Origin of the sequence: Sinobacterium norvegicum (assembly GCF_923077115.1) — a bacterium.
GTDB classification, from domain to species: domain Bacteria; phylum Pseudomonadota; class Gammaproteobacteria; order Pseudomonadales; family Sinobacteriaceae; genus Sinobacterium; species Sinobacterium norvegicum.
In genome coordinates this window covers 77,529-98,233 of sequence record NZ_CAKLPX010000002.1, presented here as the reverse complement: position 1 = coordinate 98,233, position 20,705 = coordinate 77,529, and the positions used below count along the sequence as shown (strand labels likewise).

The 20,705-nt window shown below is 48.2% G+C and carries 22 protein-coding genes and 1 tRNA gene; 18 read left to right on the top strand and 5 right to left on the bottom strand.

Features of this window, described 5'->3' with window-relative positions; genetic code table 11:
* Positions 1-366: 366 nt before the first annotated feature.
* Both L9P87_RS09445 and L9P87_RS09440 read left to right on the top strand, forming a co-directional pair.
* Complete coding sequence (locus tag L9P87_RS09445; protein WP_237444487.1) at positions 367-1,281, top strand: LysR family transcriptional regulator; 915 nt, start codon at positions 367-369, stop codon at positions 1,279-1,281.
* 107 nt (positions 1,282-1,388) lie between these two features.
* Positions 1,389-2,405: a cyclic nucleotide-binding domain-containing protein gene (locus L9P87_RS09440; RefSeq protein ID WP_237444486.1), complete on the top strand. Its 1,017-nt coding sequence runs from the start codon at positions 1,389-1,391 to the stop codon at positions 2,403-2,405.
* A 79-nt stretch (positions 2,406-2,484) separates the two neighbouring features.
* On the opposite strand, the gene L9P87_RS09435 is transcribed toward L9P87_RS09440, so the two are convergent.
* A complete protein-coding gene (locus tag L9P87_RS09435) occupies positions 2,485-2,916 on the bottom strand; it encodes a c-type cytochrome (RefSeq protein ID WP_237444485.1) in 432 nt (143 codons plus the stop codon).
* A 127-nt stretch (positions 2,917-3,043) separates the two neighbouring features.
* Complete coding sequence (locus L9P87_RS09430; protein WP_237444484.1) at positions 3,044-3,754, bottom strand: helix-turn-helix domain-containing protein; 711 nt, start codon at positions 3,752-3,754, stop codon at positions 3,044-3,046.
* A 411-nt stretch (positions 3,755-4,165) separates the two neighbouring features.
* On the opposite strand from L9P87_RS09430, the gene L9P87_RS09425 reads away from it, so the two are divergent.
* From L9P87_RS09425 to L9P87_RS09415, 3 genes are all read left to right on the top strand, one after another.
* Positions 4,166-5,098, top strand: coding sequence for a lipase family alpha/beta hydrolase (locus tag L9P87_RS09425; RefSeq protein WP_237444483.1), 933 nt, complete (start codon positions 4,166-4,168; stop codon positions 5,096-5,098).
* 62 nt (positions 5,099-5,160) lie between these two features.
* Positions 5,161-6,093: a lipase secretion chaperone gene (locus L9P87_RS09420; protein WP_237444482.1), complete on the top strand. Its 933-nt coding sequence runs from the start codon at positions 5,161-5,163 to the stop codon at positions 6,091-6,093.
* Positions 6,094-6,197: 104 nt separating this feature from the next.
* Positions 6,198-6,274, top strand: a tRNA-Arg gene (locus L9P87_RS09415).
* Positions 6,275-6,325: 51 nt separating this feature from the next.
* On the opposite strand, the gene L9P87_RS09410 is transcribed toward L9P87_RS09415, so the two are convergent.
* Positions 6,326-6,955, bottom strand: coding sequence for a glutathione S-transferase family protein (locus L9P87_RS09410; protein ID WP_237444481.1), 630 nt, complete (start codon positions 6,953-6,955; stop codon positions 6,326-6,328).
* Positions 6,956-7,134: 179 nt separating this feature from the next.
* On the opposite strand from L9P87_RS09410, the gene L9P87_RS09405 reads away from it, so the two are divergent.
* A complete protein-coding gene (locus L9P87_RS09405) occupies positions 7,135-7,791 on the top strand; it encodes an RluA family pseudouridine synthase (RefSeq protein ID WP_237444480.1) in 657 nt (218 codons plus the stop codon).
* Here the strand turns inward: L9P87_RS09405 and L9P87_RS09400 are convergent.
* Positions 7,788-8,939, bottom strand: coding sequence for an alpha/beta hydrolase family protein (locus L9P87_RS09400; protein ID WP_237444479.1), 1,152 nt, complete (start codon positions 8,937-8,939; stop codon positions 7,788-7,790). The genes L9P87_RS09405 and L9P87_RS09400 overlap by 4 nt on opposite strands.
* A 364-nt stretch (positions 8,940-9,303) precedes the next feature.
* Between L9P87_RS09400 and L9P87_RS09395 the strand changes: the two genes are divergently transcribed.
* The 4 genes from L9P87_RS09395 (at position 9,304) to L9P87_RS09380 (ending at position 12,679) form a co-directional block, all read left to right on the top strand.
* A complete protein-coding gene (locus L9P87_RS09395) occupies positions 9,304-10,116 on the top strand; it encodes a hypothetical protein (RefSeq protein ID WP_237444478.1) in 813 nt (270 codons plus the stop codon).
* A gap of 32 nt (positions 10,117-10,148) precedes the next feature.
* On the top strand, positions 10,149-10,811 hold the full coding sequence (locus tag L9P87_RS09390; RefSeq protein ID WP_237444477.1) for a DUF3313 family protein: 663 nt from the start codon (positions 10,149-10,151) through the stop codon (positions 10,809-10,811).
* A 48-nt stretch (positions 10,812-10,859) separates the two neighbouring features.
* Complete coding sequence (locus tag L9P87_RS09385) at positions 10,860-11,543, top strand: alpha/beta hydrolase (RefSeq protein WP_237444476.1); 684 nt, start codon at positions 10,860-10,862, stop codon at positions 11,541-11,543.
* 203 nt (positions 11,544-11,746) lie between these two features.
* Positions 11,747-12,679 (top strand): hypothetical protein, encoded by a 933-nt coding sequence (locus tag L9P87_RS09380; protein ID WP_237444475.1) that lies wholly within the window; start codon positions 11,747-11,749, stop codon positions 12,677-12,679.
* Between the two features lie 55 nt (positions 12,680-12,734).
* Here the strand turns inward: L9P87_RS09380 and L9P87_RS09375 are convergent, their stop codons facing one another.
* On the bottom strand, positions 12,735-12,992 hold the full coding sequence (locus L9P87_RS09375; protein ID WP_237444474.1) for a hypothetical protein: 258 nt from the start codon (positions 12,990-12,992) through the stop codon (positions 12,735-12,737).
* A 185-nt stretch (positions 12,993-13,177) separates the two neighbouring features.
* On the opposite strand from L9P87_RS09375, the gene L9P87_RS09370 reads away from it, so the two are divergent.
* The 8 genes from L9P87_RS09370 (at position 13,178) to L9P87_RS09335 (ending at position 20,696) form a co-directional block, all read left to right on the top strand.
* On the top strand, positions 13,178-13,894 hold the full coding sequence (locus L9P87_RS09370; RefSeq protein ID WP_237444473.1) for a response regulator: 717 nt from the start codon (positions 13,178-13,180) through the stop codon (positions 13,892-13,894).
* Entirely contained in the window at positions 13,887-15,311 is a 1,425-nt protein-coding gene (locus tag L9P87_RS09365) for a sensor histidine kinase (RefSeq protein WP_237444472.1), read from the top strand. The genes L9P87_RS09370 and L9P87_RS09365 overlap by 8 nt, the downstream gene beginning before the upstream one ends.
* Before the next feature lie 189 nt (positions 15,312-15,500).
* On the top strand, positions 15,501-16,520 hold the full coding sequence (locus tag L9P87_RS09360; protein WP_237444471.1) for an amino acid ABC transporter substrate-binding protein: 1,020 nt from the start codon (positions 15,501-15,503) through the stop codon (positions 16,518-16,520).
* Between the two features lie 66 nt (positions 16,521-16,586).
* Positions 16,587-17,795: an amino acid ABC transporter permease gene (locus tag L9P87_RS09355; protein WP_237444470.1), complete on the top strand. Its 1,209-nt coding sequence runs from the start codon at positions 16,587-16,589 to the stop codon at positions 17,793-17,795.
* Between the two features lie 17 nt (positions 17,796-17,812).
* Positions 17,813-18,928, top strand: a complete 1,116-nt coding sequence (locus L9P87_RS09350) for an amino acid ABC transporter permease (RefSeq protein WP_237444469.1) — start codon at positions 17,813-17,815, stop codon at positions 18,926-18,928.
* A gap of 9 nt (positions 18,929-18,937) precedes the next feature.
* Positions 18,938-19,705, top strand: a complete 768-nt coding sequence (locus L9P87_RS09345) for an amino acid ABC transporter ATP-binding protein (protein WP_237444468.1) — start codon at positions 18,938-18,940, stop codon at positions 19,703-19,705.
* A gap of 96 nt (positions 19,706-19,801) precedes the next feature.
* Positions 19,802-20,155, top strand: a complete 354-nt coding sequence (locus L9P87_RS09340; protein WP_237444467.1) for a hypothetical protein — start codon at positions 19,802-19,804, stop codon at positions 20,153-20,155.
* Entirely contained in the window at positions 20,145-20,696 is a 552-nt protein-coding gene (locus L9P87_RS09335) for a hypothetical protein (RefSeq protein WP_237444466.1), read from the top strand. Before L9P87_RS09340 ends, L9P87_RS09335 begins: the two co-directional genes overlap by 11 nt.
* Positions 20,697-20,705: the final 9 nt, after the last annotated feature.

Below are 20,705 nucleotides of genomic sequence, written 5' to 3'. Positions count from 1 at the left end.
ATTTAGCGGCATGAAATAGCCGAGATTGGAAACCGAGCGTTTCCTAGTGGAAACAAAAACCTATTGACCCAAAAATAAATATTATGGAGATTTATATTAAAAATGTTAAATCACAATGGATTCAAAAGGAGTGAGTGCATACTTACAGGAGACGAGATTAAGTCGCATGTCTCAATTTACGACTGTAAACAACTTAAATTACTAACAAATGTTAATCTTTCGCCCTTCGCCATTTGAGCTAAAAGTGCAACATAACATCGCCGAGTCGTGTCAGTCGGCTCAAAACACCGATCGAGGCTATTCATTCCCTTATTCAGACCTCCTATAATGAGCAAACCTTAGCTCGCTACACAGGCAACACACCTCATGCAAAACCTTTCTCGCTTAGCCGTTTTTACCCATGTGGCCAAACACGGCAGTTTTTCAGGAGCCGCGCGCAGCTTGGGAATTTCAAAATCATCGGTCAGCAAACAGGTGACAGCGCTGGAAGAGCATCTCGGCATCAGGTTATTTCTCCGCGGGCCCAGACATGTCCAGTTGACTGACGAGGGCGCGGCATTACTCGAACATGGCAACCTGATTACCAACGAATATTCGCAGGTCTTAGACCTGGCAGCCTCTTTAAAAGGCACACCGAGCGGTATTGTCTCTGTCGATATGCCAAGAATTTACGGATTTTCTGTTATCCGCCCCTATCTAGCCGCATTTCTAAAACAATACCCCGAGCTAAAGCTACGCCACGGCACCAGCCAAAATAGCAGCCAGCAACTGGCCCGCGGCAATGATATCGATATCGCTATCGTCGTGGGGGACCAGCCCGATAGCTCACTGATTTGCAAGCGTATTGCCACGGTCAAAAGCTCACTTTATGCCTCGGCTGAATACCTAAAAAACCACCCTGCACCGACCAGTTGTGCCGAATTGACGCAACACAACTGCCTGCCGGTGGAATACCCCAATATCGACAACTTCACCACCTGGCAGCTCATTTCAGAGAATGACAGCAATTTTGTTGAAATTGGCGGCAATCTGATCATGAACGACGCGCTCCAAACGGTAGAATTAGTAAAAGACGGGCACGGCATCTCAATGCTGCCTGAATTCGCTGTACAAGAAGAGAGCGACAACGGAGAATTAATCAAAATATTACCCGCCTATAGTGGCCCGACGGTACCAGTGTATTTAATTTACTCTCAACGCCGACACTTGAGCCCAAAACTACGGGTAACCATCGACTTTTTGACCGACTGTTTTAAGGCCCAGGGACTGATCGATAGCTAATAAAAATAAAATGTGACGCCTGTCTCATATTTTTCCCAGTAAAACTGGCTCTATTACGCTGCTCCGACTAAAGTTACCTAGCCCGACCCGTTACAGAGTAATAGAAAATGATTTCAGTTGTAGAACTCAAAGAATTTACAGAATTTCAACACGTTGACGACACTCTACTGGAAAACCTATTAAAGGAAGCCTCGGTCAAAAAGGTACCGGCCGGTGACACTATTATCGGCAAAACACAGAACCTTGCACTGCATCATTATTTGATCAGCGGCGACACTGAAATACGTACCTCTTTCTTTGACCGGAATATCGTCGACCACAGCAAAAACAAAACCTCACTGGAGTTGCTTACCCCTGCGGGCTCTCAATTAGTCGCCAACAGTGATTGCGAGTTAATCTGCATTCCGAGCCGCTCGGTTGAAAACGCCATCGAGTGGAACCAGCAAGAAGCATCAACCGATACCGATAACGTAGATGCCGCAGTCGAACAGGAAGAGCAACTCGATTGGATGAGCTTGTTTCTCGACTCTCCGCTGATACAGCAGCTCAGTGCGGGCACCATAGGCCGACTGTTTAGCGCCTTTACCGATATCGAGCTTGAAGTCGGTGAAAGTATTTTCAATGCTGGTGACGAGCCCGATGCGTTTTATCTGATGAAAAGCGGCCGGGCAACCATCAAAACCCAGAGCTACAGCAGCGATAACGGCGTGACCATTGAAATCAAGGCCGGCGATTACTTTGGTGAAGAAGCCTTGGTCGGCGGTACGGTTCGTAATGCCGGTATTATTATGCTGACAGATGGCTGTGTCGGCCGGATGAGCCGGGAAGACTTTTACGACCTGCTAATGCCTGAAATGATTCAAAAGGCCGATCAAGCATCTATTCAGTTCGGCTCGGACACCAACAATGTGTTAGTTGACCCTCGGCTACACCTCGAGTATCGCAGCAGCGGCAACGCAGACAGCGTTAACATCCCCGTGGCATCACTGCGTAGCAAACTTGCCGACCTCGATAGTAGCAAAACGTATTATATTACCCCCGAGGGTGATGAACGCAGCGAGCTGGCCACTTATATGCTGAGACATGCCGGGCTCAACGCCTACTTACTGAATTATGCCGACTAACAACCAACAAACTGACGGCCATAAAAAAACCGAGCACTAAGCTCGGTTTTTTTATGCTTACAGGATGTTATCGTCGAGCTTACTTGCTTTGCTCAACCATATAATCGACGGTTGCAATAATGTCATCATCGCTACAGCTCATGCAGGTACCCTTGGCAGGCATGGCGTTAAAGCCTTCAATTGCGTGCTTGTGCAGGGTGTCCAGCCCCTGGGCAATACGGTCTGCCCACTGATTGGCCTTGCCGATAACAGGAGCACCGGCAGCGCCGGTATTGTGGCAGGCTGCACAGCTGGTATCAAAGATCTCTTTACCAGACTTGGCGCCACCACCTGCTGGAGCGGCAGCGCCAGCGCCAGCAACAGCAACACCTTCGCACTCCTGACCTTCTACACAAACACTGCCATGCGGTTTGATACGCTCAGCGATACGGTCATTAGCGGTGCTGGCAGCAAACGCTGTTACCGATAGGCTCATCATTAAGGCAGCAGCAGCTGTTATTAGTTTTTTCACGTGTTCTATCCTCAGTTTGCAGAATCAGCCGGTGGCCAGTCGTACGACAATTTTTAAAGTGAAGCCATTATATCGGGATAATCTGCTGCGGTAAAACACTGAGCAGGCAATCGTTGGCTTGCAATCATTATTCCCCTCCCCGCTGACCATGATTAGACGACAGACGTTGACGGTATTGACTGGGCGACAAGCCTGTCTGTTTCTTAAACTGACGAGAGAAATGGCTCTTATCGCAGAAGCCACAGGCCTCGGCTATTTTTTCAATACTGCCGCCATCACCAATTAACATCTCCTTCGATCGATTAATCCTCAGTGTCGCCAAATATTGCTGCGGTGCCAGACCTAACTCCTTGGTAAATAGCCGGATAAAAGCCGATTCGCTCATCCCTATAGTATCGGCGAGATGCTGGTTGCTGGCCTTATCTCGGCCACTCTGTCGCATACGCTGTAATACCGGCCACAGTTTTGGCTCCACCTGCTCCACCTGCCAGTGATCTTCATCGATACTACTCAGGCAGCGATTGAGAATAGACATTGCCTTCAGCGTCAATAATGGGGAGTGCTGGTTACTATGGTGCTGCAACTGCCCAACCAACGCCAACAACTCATCATCAACCCCAAAGGCATAGATGTTCTTGCGCAGGCTAAAAAGCCCCGGGTTAAAATTAAATAATATGTGAAACTCATCCAAGGGCTCGCTTTGAGAACCAGAGAAATTTACCCCCGCGGGTATAAGGTACAGCGAGCCTTTTCTGATGCTTATGGTTTCACCATTGTCGAAACGTAAGGTAATCCCCTCTTTTGGATACCAGAATAGCCGCCACAATGGCGCCGCCATTGAATTAGCCGACCAATATTTTGTGCGGCAAAAAACCACTCTTTGTAGTTCTAAAGCAACGTTGGAATAACTGTATTTGTCTCGACTATAGAAAAAACTCATTAGCAAGAATGCCTAAGTTCGACGCGGAATAGCGCGTTGGTCTTATTGTTTTTATGTCAGCAAACACTTATAAAAAAGGCTAAAAGCGACATCGATCCAATCCGCACTTTAGCGGAAAAGTACAACAATGCTAGCAGGATCACACATTGTGTTCGATGCTAACACCGCTACTATTATTCTCATAGACTGCGCAGTCTGACAATAACTAATAATAATCATTTCTGGCTTACTCGCTAACCACGCCGCTGTATCGCCTTTCTCTCCTCAGAAAGCTGTTAAGTGTAAGGCCGTCGATATAAGGAACATAGCATGCGCCGTATTATCCCCGCACTGTTACTAACAGTGCTGCTTAGTAGTGCTTCCCACGCAGGGTTTTTCTCATTCTTTGATCGCAACTACACCAAAACACAATACCCCATTGTGCTTGTTCATGGGCTCTTCGGCTTCGACAGCATTCTGGGAATGGATTATTTTTATCGCGTACCACAGGCCCTTGAGCGCAGTGGTGCCACCGTCTATATCGTCACTGTCGCAGCCGCTAACGAAACAGAGGTAAGAGGTGAGCAGCTGTTGGCACAACTAGAAACATTATCCGCCGTGACTGGTCATCGAAAATTCAATCTCATAGGCCACAGCCACGGCTCACCTACCAGCCGCTATGTCGCCTCTGTCAGACCCGATTTAGTCGCCTCGGTCACCGGCATTGGCGGCACCAACAAGGGCTCTGCCACCGCTGATATCGCCCGCTTTGTTGAGCCCGGCTCACTTGGTGAAGACATTATTGGCTTGTTCGCCAACACGCTGGCACAGCTGATAGACGGCGTAAGCGGCGGCGGCTACGAGCAAGACGCCATCGGCTCTTTCCGAGATCTCACCACCGAAGCATCATTAGCATTTAATGAGATCCATCCACAGGGCGTCCCCACCAGTGACTGTGGTGAAGGGGACTATGTGGTCAACGGTATCCGTTACTATTCGTGGAGCGGCACCCAGCCTCTGACCAATGTGCTCGACTTGAGCGACCCGTTAATGGCTATAGCCAGCGTTCCCTTCCTATTTGAAGCCAACGACGGTTTAGTCGGCCGCTGCTCTAGTCACTTGGGCATGGTTGTGCGAGACGACTACCGCATGAACCACCTTGACGAGGTCAACCTGCTACTTGGGCTGCATGACATTTTATCGACAGATCCACTGACAGTCTTCCGCCAGCACGCCAACCGCCTGAAACAGGCCGGCTTATAGTGTTTGTACAGCTACGATTTCTCATAGTCCTCGGCGGTTTCACCGTCCTAGGCTACGGGATAATGCACTGGGGTGCGGCCGAAAGACCGGCCGCCGTCAGTCATAAACCGATAATGCTAAAAAACATTAACCGCCTTAATAACCCGGCTGAGGCCATCAGCTCCGACAGAGGCGAGGCCGCGGCGAACAAGCCTCCAGCCATCTCGCAACTGCCTCGTTATATGCAAAACATTGCCACCGACGGTGGTATTGATATCGACGATAACGGGCAGGTCATCGGCAACCAGAATCTGCGGGATTTCTTTGAATTTTACCTCAGCCTACAAGGTGATTACAGCCTCGATGAAATTACACAGCTGTTGCAGCTGAAGGCTGAAAAATTTGATCGTACAGACGGCGAAATAAGCCCTCAGGTCATGCTATTGTTTAGCCAATATATTGGTTACAAAACCGCACTCTCTGAGTTGGCAGAACAGTCTCTTTCACCATTAGAATTACTCGCAGAAAAACGACAACTACAACATCAGTTTTTCGATTCACAACAGGTCGAACAACTATTTGGTGATGAAAATAGCTATATGGCCTACGGTATTCACCGGTATCAACAACAGGGGCTCGATCCATTATACCAACAACAGCTTAGCGACGAGGCCGCGGCCAACATGGGCTTCCATGACCAACAAGCCAACCAACGTTATTACCAACAACAGCAACAACTCAAGGCACTGGCTAAAATCAGCCAAGAGGACGAGGAAGAGCGTTATATTGCTAGGGAGGCGCTGGTCGGCAAAGCCGCCGCCGAACGGCTACAACAGCTGGACCAACAGCGCCAACAATGGCAGCAGAAGGTTACAGACTACGAGCTGAAAATGGCCGAACTTTCTTCGTTATCAGGCCTGGCTGAACAAGATGTTGCCGAACAGCAACAGCGCTATATCGAGCAGCACTTCAGCCGCACCGAGCAGAAGCGATTAACCGCCAACTCTGCCCTGTAATAAATACCGTTGAATAGCACCGCCGACACAGGTATTATGCTTCGCCTGTTAGGCCGCTCTTGGGTGGTCAAATAACAGCCAACACTGCCCAAAGGCAGTCTTAACCGCCCTTAGCTCAGCTGGATAGAGCGTCGCCCTCCGGAGGCGAAGGTCATGCGTTCGAATCGCATAGGGCGGACCATCTCCTCTTTATTAAGTGTACAAAACACCTGCACTAAGATAGCTACCTTTGCTATGTCGCCATGCTTGGTCGCTGGGAGACTGCCAGCAGCCAACGCTGCAGATTAACCATCTCCTCTGGCACGGCCAGTTTTATCCAAGCACAAAACCTGATACCGACAAAGGCGGTAATATCTGCTGCACTGAACTTTTCACCAGCGACATAAACATTACTCGCTAACTGTTGGTCGAGAATATTAAAAAATGCCTCGGCACGAAGCCTCCCGCGTGCAACTAATTCAGGGATTTGCTCTATATCTAAATCCCCGGGAAATGCTCGACCTTTAAATGAACGGCCGTGATTGCGAAGAGCCTCCGCGATAGCCGTCAAAAACTCCATTTCAATGCGGTGATCCCACTCGCTGATCAACGCCTGCTCTTTCGCATCCGCACCCAATAACGGGGTGTCGGGAAAAATCATTTCCAAATAACGATAAATTGCAACGACGTCTGAAATAACTGTGCCGTCATCTAACACTAATGCCGGGACAGTACCGCGGGGATTGATGGCTTTATAAGCGTCGCCGAGTTGCTCAGCAGCCATCATATCAATAACTTCGACGGGTAGATCGATGCCCTTCTCTTTCATAAAAAAGTGTACCCGCTGAGGGCTTGGGGCTGGCGGGTAAGAATATAACTTCATGATAAAACCCCTTAGGATATATAACGTCTATTATTATTTTTTGAAAATCACGAGACTTCTCTGTAGCTCACATCATACCGTCCACACTTTAGTGCAACAAGCCGCAGCATTATCAGCATGCTATCAATCGCCTTCTCATTGCACTAATATGCGGGTTTATTACTAGTGACAGCACTGCTATGGCCACAGACGCCGACGACTTCGTCGCCCCGCCCTGTTTCGAACAGATTGACATCCTTTACCAAGATGATGATTTGTTGCTGATTAATAAACCCAGCGGGCTGCTCAGCCTGTCCGGAAAAAACCCGCTCAATAAAGACTCGGTACACCATCGCCTGGTGCAGGACTACCCCTCGGCGCTGATGCTACACCGACTCGACCTCGGCACCTCAGGCATTATGATTATCGCCCTGAATAAAGCCACTAACAAAGCGATTACACTGCAGTTTCAACAGCGCACCATTGAGAAAAGCTATAATGCGATTTTACGCGGCCAACTCAAACATAGCGGTGGAACCATTGATGCGCCCATAGCCCGCGGTGATTTTCCCCGTCAGGTAATCTCACCAGATGGCAAGGCCGCGCAAAGCCATTACGAAGTGTTAGAACAAAAAAGCGACCGCTGCCGAGTTCTTTTCACTCCCCTGACAGGGCGCACTCACCAACTGCGCATCCACAGCCAGCATATCGGCCATCCTATTCTGGGTTGCGATTTATACGGCGACGAACAATCCTTGGCGATGGCTGACCGTTTGATGCTGCATGCCACCACGATAGACTTCAACCACCCCGTCAGTGGCAAACGCATTCACGGCGTCAGTCCCTGCCCGTTTTAGCCACGCCCTAGGCTTAGTATGTCGGCTGGCAAACCCAGCGGGTGAAACCAATCATATAGTCTTTGCTTAGGCAGCGGCACGTTATGCCCTGAGTTTTCATCTAAAAGCAATCTGTGTTGTGAGCCACATTGGTAATATTTTCGCCCCTTTACCGCCTCTATCATTTGCTTGCCGACGCCTTCGTTTGCGGCCACCCTATCGCATAGCTCAACAGCATGATCCGGGGGTAAAACATTATCCTGAGCACCAACTAGGAGATATATTGGCACACTATAAGCTATATGATTATTGATAGATGCGTCATATAAATCGGCAACGGAGATCTCAGATATCACCGATTTGACGCCACAATACGCACCAACAATAAGATCTATGGCTTCAGCGTTGTCAAAACCCATACTGAAGTATTGCGCCTGTTGCCGGTTATCGCTCTTCAAGTAATTAACCAGGTCTGCCATATTCAACAACGGAGAGATTGCGACAACTGCACGGTAGTATGATTGATTATGGACTCCTTCGTAGGCCGCTAGATGGCCTCCCGCAGAAATACCAAAGCCTACAGCCTTAACAGCCAATAGTTCTTCGACCCCAGGAACACCGACATGACGCTGCGCCATCAGGCTGACACCCTGGTATATGTCGTTGTGAATCTCGACATTATTAACATCGCACTTACTGCCATCATCCAACAAGTGATAGGCATGAGTTGTTGGATTCCGCGCCTGGGAAACACGGTAGCTCAAGGAATAAAACATATAGCCTTGATCCACTATGTACTTAAATGTTGACTTATAGGCGTTCTCAAATGCCTCAGGTGCACCAGAAACATAACCACCTCCATGGATGTACACCGCCGACAACCATTTTTTTTGGCCATCGACAATTACATAAGGTTTGGCATTATTACGGTAAACCAGCGCGGTTAACTCCAATGGGCAGTCATTAGAGGCATAGGAATAGGACGCGACTTCTAAATTATCTATCTCGCCATGCGGCTTAAAATCCACAGCACTCAACAGCCGGTAACCACTGTCAGAGACGGAGCTTTCATAATCCCCAGAGCCACAAGAAATTAAGAAAAGAGTGATTAGCAAGAAATATTTTTTATCCATAAAAAATACTCTATCTTCAACCCGCGTCATATTCATGAGAAGCACCTAAGAACGACTTATCATCAGATCCAGGTTGAAGATAGGCTTAGAAACACATCTTAGAAAGTATTATGTTTGTCGCGTAAAAATATGACTAACAAAGAAAAATATGATCAGTATTCAATATTACCATCAGTACAAAATACGTATTGATTTACAAAATAAATCAATACCAATTTGACAACAGAAACATTGATATCCCGCACCAGAAAAAATAGACCTCACCCGAAAGCCACCATGCTGCGCACTCAACGACGAGCGACAAAACTATTGATCATAGGGCCATTGACCTCTATCTTAAGATGAGTAATGAAACAAGGCTATTAAACTGAATACATCTATCCGCTCACTGTGGCTGTCTTTGTCACTCACAATCATTTCACTCAGCCAACCCGTGTCTGCCGAAGACGGCGAAACGGCGACGCTGACGTCACCTCACTTCGCTCTTTCTAATTATTTTGGCTCAGGTTTCTATGCCTCCTCGACGGGCGAACTGGCCGTTATCAACATGCCATTCGAGTATCAACCCAAGCACCAAAAAAGCCAGCACAAGTACCGCATTCGCATGCCAGTATCCGTTGGTTTCTATGACTATAATTTTGAGGAAATCGATGATGTCAAACTACCCTCTTCGGTCTCGGCGCTGTCATTAACACTGGGGCTGGAATTCGATCGCTGGCTGACACCAAATCTTAAGTTGGTACCATTTTTTGATGTTGGCTATTCACGAAATTCACGCATCGATGAATCCGCTTTTCTTTACGCACTCGGCGCCAGCACCTATTACAGTTTCAGCGGCTGGCAACAACAACATAGCTGGATGACCAGAGTGCAGCGCGCCGGCTACAAAACAGACCGTGAAGGTGTCTCTGACGGCTTTGCCTCAATCGAAACAGGTGTCGACCTTATCATGCCTGGCCGTTTCACTCTGGCAGAACAAACTTTTTTTGTCTCTCTCTATAGTATTGCTTATGTCTACCTACTCGATGTCGATTTCATACCTGAGAAATTTGCTGGCGGCGACGAGGCCCACGCTATTGAATTGGGCTTCACCATCGGCAGAGAAAAACCCTTTAATTTTTTTGGCCTAGACGTCGAACGACTGGGCTTAGGTATCAGGCACAGCAATGACCTCGACGTTTTACGTTTTGCCTTTAATTATCCGCTAGACTAATAACAAACTTACCGGCACTCACGGAGCCAATAATGAGAACTTTAACGCGATTTACAACCGGCTGCGCCATTGCGCTTACCACAGCCTGCACCACCCCTCAGCCAGAAATATCCCATGACGGTCTGTCGCTAAAAAATAGCGATGAGTTTACGACGGTGTATGTCAAACCAAACGCCGAGTTTTCACAGTATCAACACGTCAGTGTCGATGGCTGCCAGGTTGCCTTTAAGAAGAATTGGCAGCGCGACCAGAACAGTAGCCGGGTTGCCCTCACTAACCGCGTCACCGACAAAGATGTCGAGAAAATTAAAACGCAGCTATCCGAACTCTGCGTACAGGAGTTTAGCCGTGTGCTGCAATCAGTGCCCGCTGAGAGCAAGCAGGAGAACCTCTCTACCACTCTGGTCATCAAACCCTCGATCATCAACCTCGATGTTGTAGCGCCAGATATCATGAGCCCCAATATGTCCCGTACCTATACCACGTCATCGGGTGAGATGACGCTGTCACTGGAGATTTTTGATGCCAGCAGCGGTGAGATTATGGCTCGCATTATCGACAGAAGGCGGCAGCTGGAAACGATGAACTATCAATGGAGTAACAGCGTCACCAACCGATCGGATGCCGCTAGAACGTTAAAAAGCTGGGCCAACTCTCTCGACGAAAGCCTCACCCAAGTAATGAGTAAACAGTAACAATTACCATAGGATTGCAGGCTGGCTTGGTTTAAAATAGTCGTCAAAATGACGAAAGGCCAAGCCATGCAATACCTTCCCTGTGAGATAGTAGAAACCCAAAAAGAATGTGACGCAGCTGTTATCTGGCTACACGGCCTCGGTGCTAACGGCCATGATTTTGTGCCTATTATCCCACAGCTACAGCTACCCGACAGCCTCGGTGTTCGCTTTATTTTCCCCCACGCACCCTCCATCCCGATTACCATCAACGGCGGTATGGTCATGCCTGCCTGGTATGACATCTTAGCGATGTCGCTGGAGCGCGAAATCGATCTCGATCAGATTATGGCCTCAAGCGAGGCAGTCCGATTATTAATTGAGCGTGAGATTGCCAAGGGTATCCCAAGCAATCGCATCGTCTTAGCAGGCTTCTCCCAAGGTGGCGCCGTCTGCTACCAGGCTGCGCTTAGCTATGACAAACCGTTAGCCGGGCTAATGACTATGTCGACCTACTTTGCCACCACAAAAACGATTCAACCTAACCCGGCCAACCAACAACTGCCAATTCATATTTTTCACGGCAGCCAAGATCAGATGGTGCCCGAAGCCATGGGTAAGCATGCCCTCGCAGCACTAAAAGAATTGGGTTATCAAGCCCAGTATAAAACCTACCCTGTTGAGCATGCTGTTCACCCGCGTGAGATCGCCGATATATCTATCTGGTTACAGCAGGTGCTGGCACAACAATAACGCCAATTGTCGATAATATTCGTTCAAACAGCACCATAGTGTGAATATTATCGGCGACTCTGACGGGCTTATACCTCAGCAGATACTGCCAAAAAATTGTCGACCATCTCTTAAATTCATCATCTTACGCTTTAGTTAGGCTGGCAATAATTTATTATTGAAACACGATAATACCTCATCTAAACCAGCCTATAAGAATGCCCGTGCCGATTACAAGTCATAAAGTTACACCGCTGGCAAGATTATTTATCTATGCCTTTTTAATCATATGTAACGGCGCGGCGGCCAACGACAATCAGCTGACCAGTGGTGACATCCCCTACAACCAGTTGATCCAAGGTCTCAACGGCTTCACCCTGGAGCAGCGCGCCGACTTTGTCTATATCGCGCTGGAAAACCTCGCCATCAACTATCGGCAAGAGGCGAAGAATGCTCGCGACAATGCACAACACAGCGGCAGTGACAATAAAGTAAAGCGAACAAAAAAGTGGGCCGCGTCGGTGGAGCGCTATGCCAATAATTTATCGCTGCAGGCCAGTAGCATAAATGCTGACTCCAACATCCGCATTACCTCTAACGGCGACAAGAAGGCGCTGATCAGAGTCGACAACCAGTCCATTATTATCACCAGCCCAAAGCCCTCCGGCCAACGCCAGTTAGAACACACTATCGCCGCTCAATTTTGTCAGTTTCACCACTGCGAAAGAATCGCTGTATATGATCCCCAAGACCCTACCAATAAACAGGCCAATATCCGTTGGAGTTTTCAGCAGCAGGGGCCGGCGTGTCGCAGCGACGATGGCATTCAGTTCGCATTCGACAATATGAGTCAACTCGGCGATAAAAAACAACTGTGTCAACAATTGGCCAGCGAATTACAGAATATCGCCAATAATCTGATGCAGTTGCAAAGTAGTGGTGCTGTGGTCGATATCAATCAACTCAGCCTAAAGGCGCGGGGCGAACGGGGCGAATCGACGATTACCGTCAACAAACTCGGCCAGAGTATTCAGCTTTCACTGCCCAGCCTGTCACTTCAGCCGCGTATCTTTGCCATCGCCAAACCCTGGTTACGCGCACAGTATGAGGGGCGAGAAGCGGTGCTACTGATCGAGAATGCAGAACAGCTGATGTGAAAAAACGGTTTTAAAAGGGGGCAAGCCCCCTCTTAGAACGCGTACTGCTTAATGATTATGAATGGGTATAGTGCTCCCCTTCCCAGTCCTTTAAGTCCTCCTTCTGATCGAGATAAGCATCGAGTTGCTGCTCTTGCTTAGGGTTTTGCTCCAACCATATAATCATTGCGTTAATGACTTCTTCATTGCTGATTTCACCAGCGGAGGTACTTACCTCCATGGTTGGCTGACGGTCGTGCGACAGTGGCTTGTCAGCGAAAGCAAGGGTGGGAGCAGTCAGTGCGGCGGCTAATACAAGAATTGAAGTTTTCATGGGTAAATCCTCTTTTTTGTTTGACAGGATTATTGAACCAAAAAACTTTGTCGCAAGTTTGTCTGTAAACACTTAGTTTATGGAAAGTTATGTCATTTTGCTGGATTGACACACTTTGACAAACATTACACCGATATTTGCGATATCTTTTATAGCACTACACCAGCAACGATTACGGCCACGCCATGACCAGCCCACAGCAACTACTGATTGTTGACGACCACCAGGAGATTCGCGATTTAGTCAGCCGCTTCTTGGTACAGCACAACTACATTGTGACCACCGCCGCCGACGGTGATGCAATGCTGCGTCAACTTGATCAACAAGATTTTGACTTAATTATTCTCGATGTCATGATGCCGGGTAAAGATGGACTTACCCTCTGCCGTGAATTACGCACCACCTCTGACATCCCCGTCATTATGCTGACTGCCATGGGTGAGGATATTGACAAGATTATCGGCCTAGAAATGGGTGCCGATGACTACCTCGCCAAGCCGTTTAATCCAAGAGAATTACTCGCCCGTATCAAGGCAATCTTGCGTCGCTATACCCCCTCTGCCATCGCCGCACAGAATGAGGCCATACGCTATCGTTTCGATCGTTGGAGCCTCGACATCGAACAACGATTACTGAGCAACAATGAAGCACAGGCAACACCGTTAACCACCGCCGAATTTTCCGTGTTGCAGGTGTTTGTCAACAACCCCAACAGAGTGCTGAGCAGAGAACAGTTACTGGAGCTTGCCAAGGGCCGTGGCAGCGATGTTTACGACCGCGCCGTCGATACCATTATCAGCCGTCTGCGAAAAAAGCTAGAGATCGACCCGAAGAACCCAACACTGATTAAGACGATCTGGGGTGGCGGCTATCAGTTCACCTGCGAGGTGGCTCATGATTAAAAAACTACTACCGAAAAGCCTTATTGCTAAGATCAGCGCCGTTATATTCATTGGGCTCACCTTCGAATTAATTGTGGCAGCCAAGATCTTCTCTTCCGAACGGCACCATATGATGAACTCAATGTCGAGTGACAACGCCGTACGCTCGGTACAGGCACTGGCTAATATTCTCAATCATATGCCGCCGGATCTACACCAATCAATTGTCGCCGCCTGTCAAAGCGAAAGCCTGATATTAACACTCAATAGCCGAGCCGACATCGGCAGCAATCAGCGCCCCGACCTTTCCTCTATCTTCGGCATGAAGCCCAGCAGCACGCTGCAAAGCCCCGTGCGGATTACCTCTTCGTCGTCAATGCAGTCATATCAGCAGTACTTGCAAAAGGCCAATCGCATCCTCAGAGAGCAACCACAAAAGCTTGAACGCCTACAGTCACCGCATGAGGCTGCCAGTAACACGCAGATATCCGGTTCGGTCATGCTTAACGACGGCATTTGGCTGAACTTCGACGCCTCCATTAATGAGGCTGTTAACAGCAATTCCAGTCAGGCGATTATCAGCTTATTAATTATTGTATTACTGACGGTTTCCGCCATGTATTTCATTATTAAAAAAGCTCTTTCTCCGGTAAAGGGACTGGCAATCGCCTCGCAAAAAATGGGACAAGAACATGATTTTACACCACTGAAGGCCGATGGGCCTGCCGAGATATTACCCACAATAAATGCCTTTAATAAAATGCAATTGCAGATGTCGAATTTTATTGAAGACCGTACAAAAATGCTGGCGGCTATCTCGCACGATTTAAGAACACCAATTACCAGTTTACGGTTGCGGCTAGAATTTATCGAAGAAAGTGAAGACCGCCAACAAATGCTGAAGACTGTCGACAACATGGAAGCGATGATCAAGGCTACTTTAAATTTTGCTCATCACGACCTAAGTCAGCATGAGAGCCAGCCTGTTGAGTTAACCTCTCTGATCAACACCATTATAGAGGACTACCCATTACCGCAATTAAACATACAATTTCATCCGACAAAAACAGTGTATTGCCGTCTGTCGCCAATCAGCTTTCGTCGGGTAATCGAGAACATTATTAATAACAGCCTGCAATATGGCAAAGATAATCAGGGCATGGTAAATGTCGTGTTTCACTGCCAAAGCGATACACAGCATGCGACCATTACCATCACTGACAACGGCTGCGGCATCGATGAATCGTTAATGGAAGATGTTTTTAAACCGTTTGTCAGGCTTGATCAGGCACGCGACACCAGTGGCTCCAGCGTCGGGCTCGGACTTTCAATCTGTCGTTCTATAATTCGAAGCTATGGCGGCGACATCAACTTAAGCAATGCTGATAACGGCGGCTTAACCACAGTAATCAGCCTGCCTTTGTATCACGATCACTAACTCGGTTTCAGTTATGGTGGCAAAATATCGTTTTTTGCTGCCGCCATTTTTCAATCAGCCGACAGCAATCTGCAGTTATATTTGCCAACTGACTCAATTTCCTCTAATTTCTTATAGTGTTTAATAATAACTAAATAATCGCCGCATTCAGGTCGAACGCGAATTCTTTATAAGATAGGGACGAGTAAAATGAAGAAAAAACTACTTCTTTTGGCAACAGCAGCGGTAAGCTTATCTATTTCAGGCTTAAGCCTAGCCAGCGGAACCTTAGAGGCTGTGCAGAAACGCGGCTATATACAATGCGGTGTTACGACAGGCCTGCCTGGCTTTTCTAACCCCGATGCCAAGGGTAACTGGCAGGGTATTGATGTCGATATGTGTCGCTCTGTTGCTGCCGCGGTGCTGGGTGATGCACAAAAAGTAAAGTTCACGCCACTCACGGCAAAAGAGCGTTTTACCGCTCTACAATCAGGCGAAATAGATATTCTTTCACGTAACACCACGTGGACCCAAACCCGCGACACCTCGCTAGGTTTAAACTTCGCCGGCGTTAACTATTACGACGGTCAGGGCTTTATGGTCAGCAAAGACCTCGGTGTCAGCTCCGCCAGCGAACTCGATGGCGCGGCGGTTTGCATCCAATCGGGCACCACAACCGAGCTAAACCTCGCCGACTTCTTCCGTATGAACGGCATGAAGTTCCAACCCGTGGTTTTTGATACCTCCGACCAAACAGTCAAAGGCTTCGAGGCTGGACGTTGTGATGTATTAACCTCTGACCAATCACAGCTTTACGCCCTGCGCATCAAGTTAGCCGCGCCGGATAAGGCGATAGTTCTTCCTGAAGTTATCTCAAAAGAGCCGCTGGGCCCTGTTGTTCGTCAAGGCGATGACCAATGGTTCAATATCGTCAAGTGGACACACTTTGCCACTATCAACGCTGAAGAGATGAAGCTCACCTCTGCCAATATCGACAAGATGAAAAGCTCAAAAGATCCATCGGTGATGCGTTTCGTCGGTAACGGCAGTGATTTGGGCGAGAACCTAGGCCTAAAGGCTGACTGGGCTTACAATATTGTTAAGCAGGTCGGTAACTACGACGAGATCTTCCAGCGCAATATCGGTACTGACTCACCGCTAAAGATCTCCCGTGGTCTTAACGCGCTTTGGAGCGATGGCGGCATTCAGTACGCACCACCAGTGCGTTAATAACTCCGTTAGCTTGATCGATTCCAGCCGGCGAATCCTCGCCGGCTATATTTAACGGATGTTACAATGTCTAATAAAGATTTATTTTCAGCACCGGATCACGAACCCGTCAAACCACTTAATCGACGATGGTTTTATGACCCCAGTGTCCGAAGCTTTATATACCAGGTGTTGGCCATACTCGCCGTCGCCGCCTTCTTTATTCATATTACCTCTAACGCACTTGAAAACTTAGATGCCCGAGGTATTACCACCGGTTTCGGTTTCCTAGATGATCCTGCTGGCTTTGGTATTATTCAATCACTGATCCCCTACGACGAATCCTACTCCTACGGCACCACTTTCTTTGTCGGCTTATTCAACACGCTGTTAGTGTCTTTTATTGGTGTTATTCTGGCCACATTACTCGGCTTCAGCATCGGTGTCAGTCGGCTCTCTGATAATTGGTTAGTGGCTAAAATTGCCGCCACCTATATTGAAATATTTCGCAACATCCCACTGCTGCTACAAATTCTATTCTGGTATTTTGCCGTGCTCCGGGCGCTGCCAAGGCCGAAGCAAAGCTTCGAATTTTTTCAGTCAATTTTTGTCAATGTCCGGGGTATTTATTTACCCAAGCCGGTTTTTGAATCCGGCTTCTCACTGGTTGCAATCGCCTTTATCGTTGCCGTAACCGCTGCCGCCATATTGGCAATTTACAATCACCGTCGGCAGGTGGCCACCGGTCAAACCATACCGGTATTCAGCATCAGTGTTGGCTTAATTCTCATACTGCCATTGCTGGCCTATTTTGCCGCCGGCGGTCCTGTCAGTTGGGATCTACCCGCACTGAAAGGCTTTAACTTTCAGGGTGGCATTGCCATTATTCCTGAGTTTATGGCGCTGTTGCTGGCCTTAACCATGTACACCGCAGCCTTTATCGCAGAGATTGTTCGATCGGGTATTGAATCTATTGATACGGGGCAGAAAGAGGCGGCGGCAGCCATTGGCCTATCACAAAAATTAGTGCTCAAGCTGGTGGTTATTCCCCAGGCGCTGCGCGTTATTATTCCGCCGCTCACCAGTCAGTACCTTAATCTCATTAAAAACTCCTCCCTGGCTACCGCCATTGGCTACCCCGATTTAGTCTCTGTTTTCTCAGGTACCACGCTCAACCAAACAGGGCAGGCGATTGAAATTATTTTGATGACGATGAGTGTTTACCTCACCGTTAGTTTATTAGTTTCATTATTTATGAACTGGTTTAACAACCGTATCGCTCTGGTTGAGCGATAACTGCAACGGGTTAATTAATGTCTTCCAAAACACAAGCTGAACCATTTTCACCACTGCCCAGCGAACCCCCTCCTAACCTGCAAACGGGGTTTGTTGGCTGGCTTCGCGCCAATTTATTCTCCTCCTGGGCCAATTCAATCGCCACGGTTGTTGTCGGCTATATTCTTATCACCTTGGGCTACCCATTTATTGAGTGGGCGTTTATCGATGCCGATTGGCTGGGCACTACCCGCGACGACTGTGCCAGTGGCGGCGCCTGCTGGGTCTTTATCACCGTACGACTCGAACAGTTTATCTACGGTTTTTACCCTGAAGCTGAGCAGTGGCGTGTCAATATTGTCTTTGCTCTATTATCTGTTCTTCTCGTCGCACTGACCTGGGAAAAAGTACCTTTCAAAAAGTATACTGCCATTTTTTCTCTTACCGGCTTTCCCATTATCAGTTATTACCTACTACTCGGCGGCAGCTTCGGCCTAGAGGCTGTCGATACACATCAATGGGGCGGCTTGATGCTGACACTGGTACTGGCTCTTATCGGTATTGTTGCCGCGCTGCCAATAGGCATTGCCTTAGCCCTCGGGCGACGCGCTGAAATGCCTGTTATTCGCAGCATCTGTACCGTATTCATCGAAGTCTGGCGAGGCGTTCCACTGATTACTGTACTGTTTATGGCCTCGGTTATGCTGCCGCTATTTATGAGCCATGGCAGTGACAGCGATAAGCTGATGCGGGCCTTGATTGGTATTATCATGTTCCAGTCTGCTTACATGGCAGAGGTGGTTCGTGGCGGCCTTCAGGCCATTCCCAAGGGGCAGTATGAGGCGGCGGAAGCACTTGGTCTCAACTACGGTAAAAAAATGTATCTCGTCATTTTACCGCAGGCGCTGAAAATCATGATTCCCGGCATTGTTAACACTTTTATTGCCCTGTTCAAAGATACCAGCCTGGTACTGATTATCGGTCTCTTCGACCTGCTTGCCATTGTTCAATCCGCACTGGCCGACCCCAAATGGCTGGGCTACTCAATTGAAGGTTATTTATTTGTTGCCTTTGTCTTCTGGATATTCTGTTTCAGCATGTCGCAGTACAGCCAGAACCTTGAAAAGAAATTAAATACCGGCCATAAGAACTAGGACACTATAATGAGCGAAAACAGCCCACAAAATGCCGATGATGATATTGTTATCAGCCTGCGAAATGTCAACAAATGGTACGGTGAGTTCCACGTTTTAAAAAACATCAACCTCGATGTTAAACGCGGCGAGCGTATTGTTATCTGCGGCCCCTCTGGCTCGGGTAAGTCGACGACTATCAGAACGATTAACCGTTTAGAGGAGCATCAAAAAGGCGATATTATCGTCAACAATACCGAACTGACATCGGACTTGAAAAATATCGAAGTAGTACGCCGGAACGTCGGCATGGTGTTTCAGCACTTCAACCTATTCCCTCATCTTACCGTGCTTGAGAACTGTACGTTGTCGCCAATATGGGTGGACAAACAGCCCAAGAAGGAGGCTGAAGAAGTTGCCAGAGAATACCTATCGAAAGTCCGTATTCTTGATCAAGCCGATAAGTATCCCGGCCAACTCTCTGGCGGTCAGCAGCAACGAGTAGCTATCGCGCGAAGCCTCTGCCTCAACCCCTCCGTCATGTTGTTCGATGAGCCAACCTCTGCCCTCGACCCGGAGATGATCAAGGAGGTTCTCGACGTCATGGTCAGTCTCGCGAAGGATGGTATGACAATGATCTGTGTCACCCATGAAATGGGCTTTGCCAAGACCGTTGCTGACCGAGTCATTTTTATGGATGAGGGGCAGATTATCGAAGAGGCACCACCACAGGAGTTTTTCGACAACCCGAAGAACGAGAGAACACAGCTATTCCTCAGCCAAATAATTAACCAATAACCTCGGTTATGCAGGGCCAAGTCCGGCAAGACCGGGCAGCCCATTCTCGTTGATGTTAAAGTTAGTCTCTGTTTTCATTTTTATCGCGGTATACCAATGCGTATTATTAGCCTGTTAATATTTTCTTTCGTCCTCTTAACCAGTGGCTGCAGTCAGTTTCAACGGGAGACTGGCGCTGAGAACAGTTGGCGTAATGACGTTGATATCATTCGAGGTAAGACTACAAAGAAACACATTCTTGAACAATTCGGGCCGCCGTCACAGGTCGTTATCAGTAAAGATCAAACCATTTTCTACTATCTCAATGAGCAGGCTGTGGGTAGCTCTCTGATCCTCATACTGTATAACCACTCGGTAGAGAAAACTATCTACGACCGCGCTATCTTCTTCTTTAATGACGCTGACACGCTGGTCGACTATGCCCTCAGCCATACCCCTGATGATACTTAGATTAGTACTTATCTTGCTGCTAACACTGTTAACAAGTTGCAGCTTTATCTCCCATCAATATGGCCATACGCCAAAGATTGTTGACTCCGCTCAGCTAGATACCTATCACCAAGTACTACAACAACTTGGCGCCCCAGACAGCGTCGCCACAAAAGATGGTCGAATGGCCTTTATCTACCAGCAGATCAATATTGATGAGCCACAGTTGGCCTTTTCACTGTGGCCTTCGAGTGGTGTGCAGCTAAATTATGGCAACGCCAATGCGCAGACTCACTATGTCTTTTTCGTCTTCGATAGCGATGGCAACACGACTGCGCACGCAGAAAAAACCTGGCATCACGATATGGGGGACGGCCTATCCGTCGGGCTTTTTTTTCAAGTTGAAGAAACCGTCGATCAGGCGCGACTTCAGCGAACACGAAGCGCTTTGCAGTGGGGGCGCACATTGTTGGACAATAGCGTAATAACACAACAAGCGCTCACCGCTGTCGGGGCTACTGATACCATTGGCGCTGATAAAATCGAGCTGATTGGCCAGTAGCATCCTCGC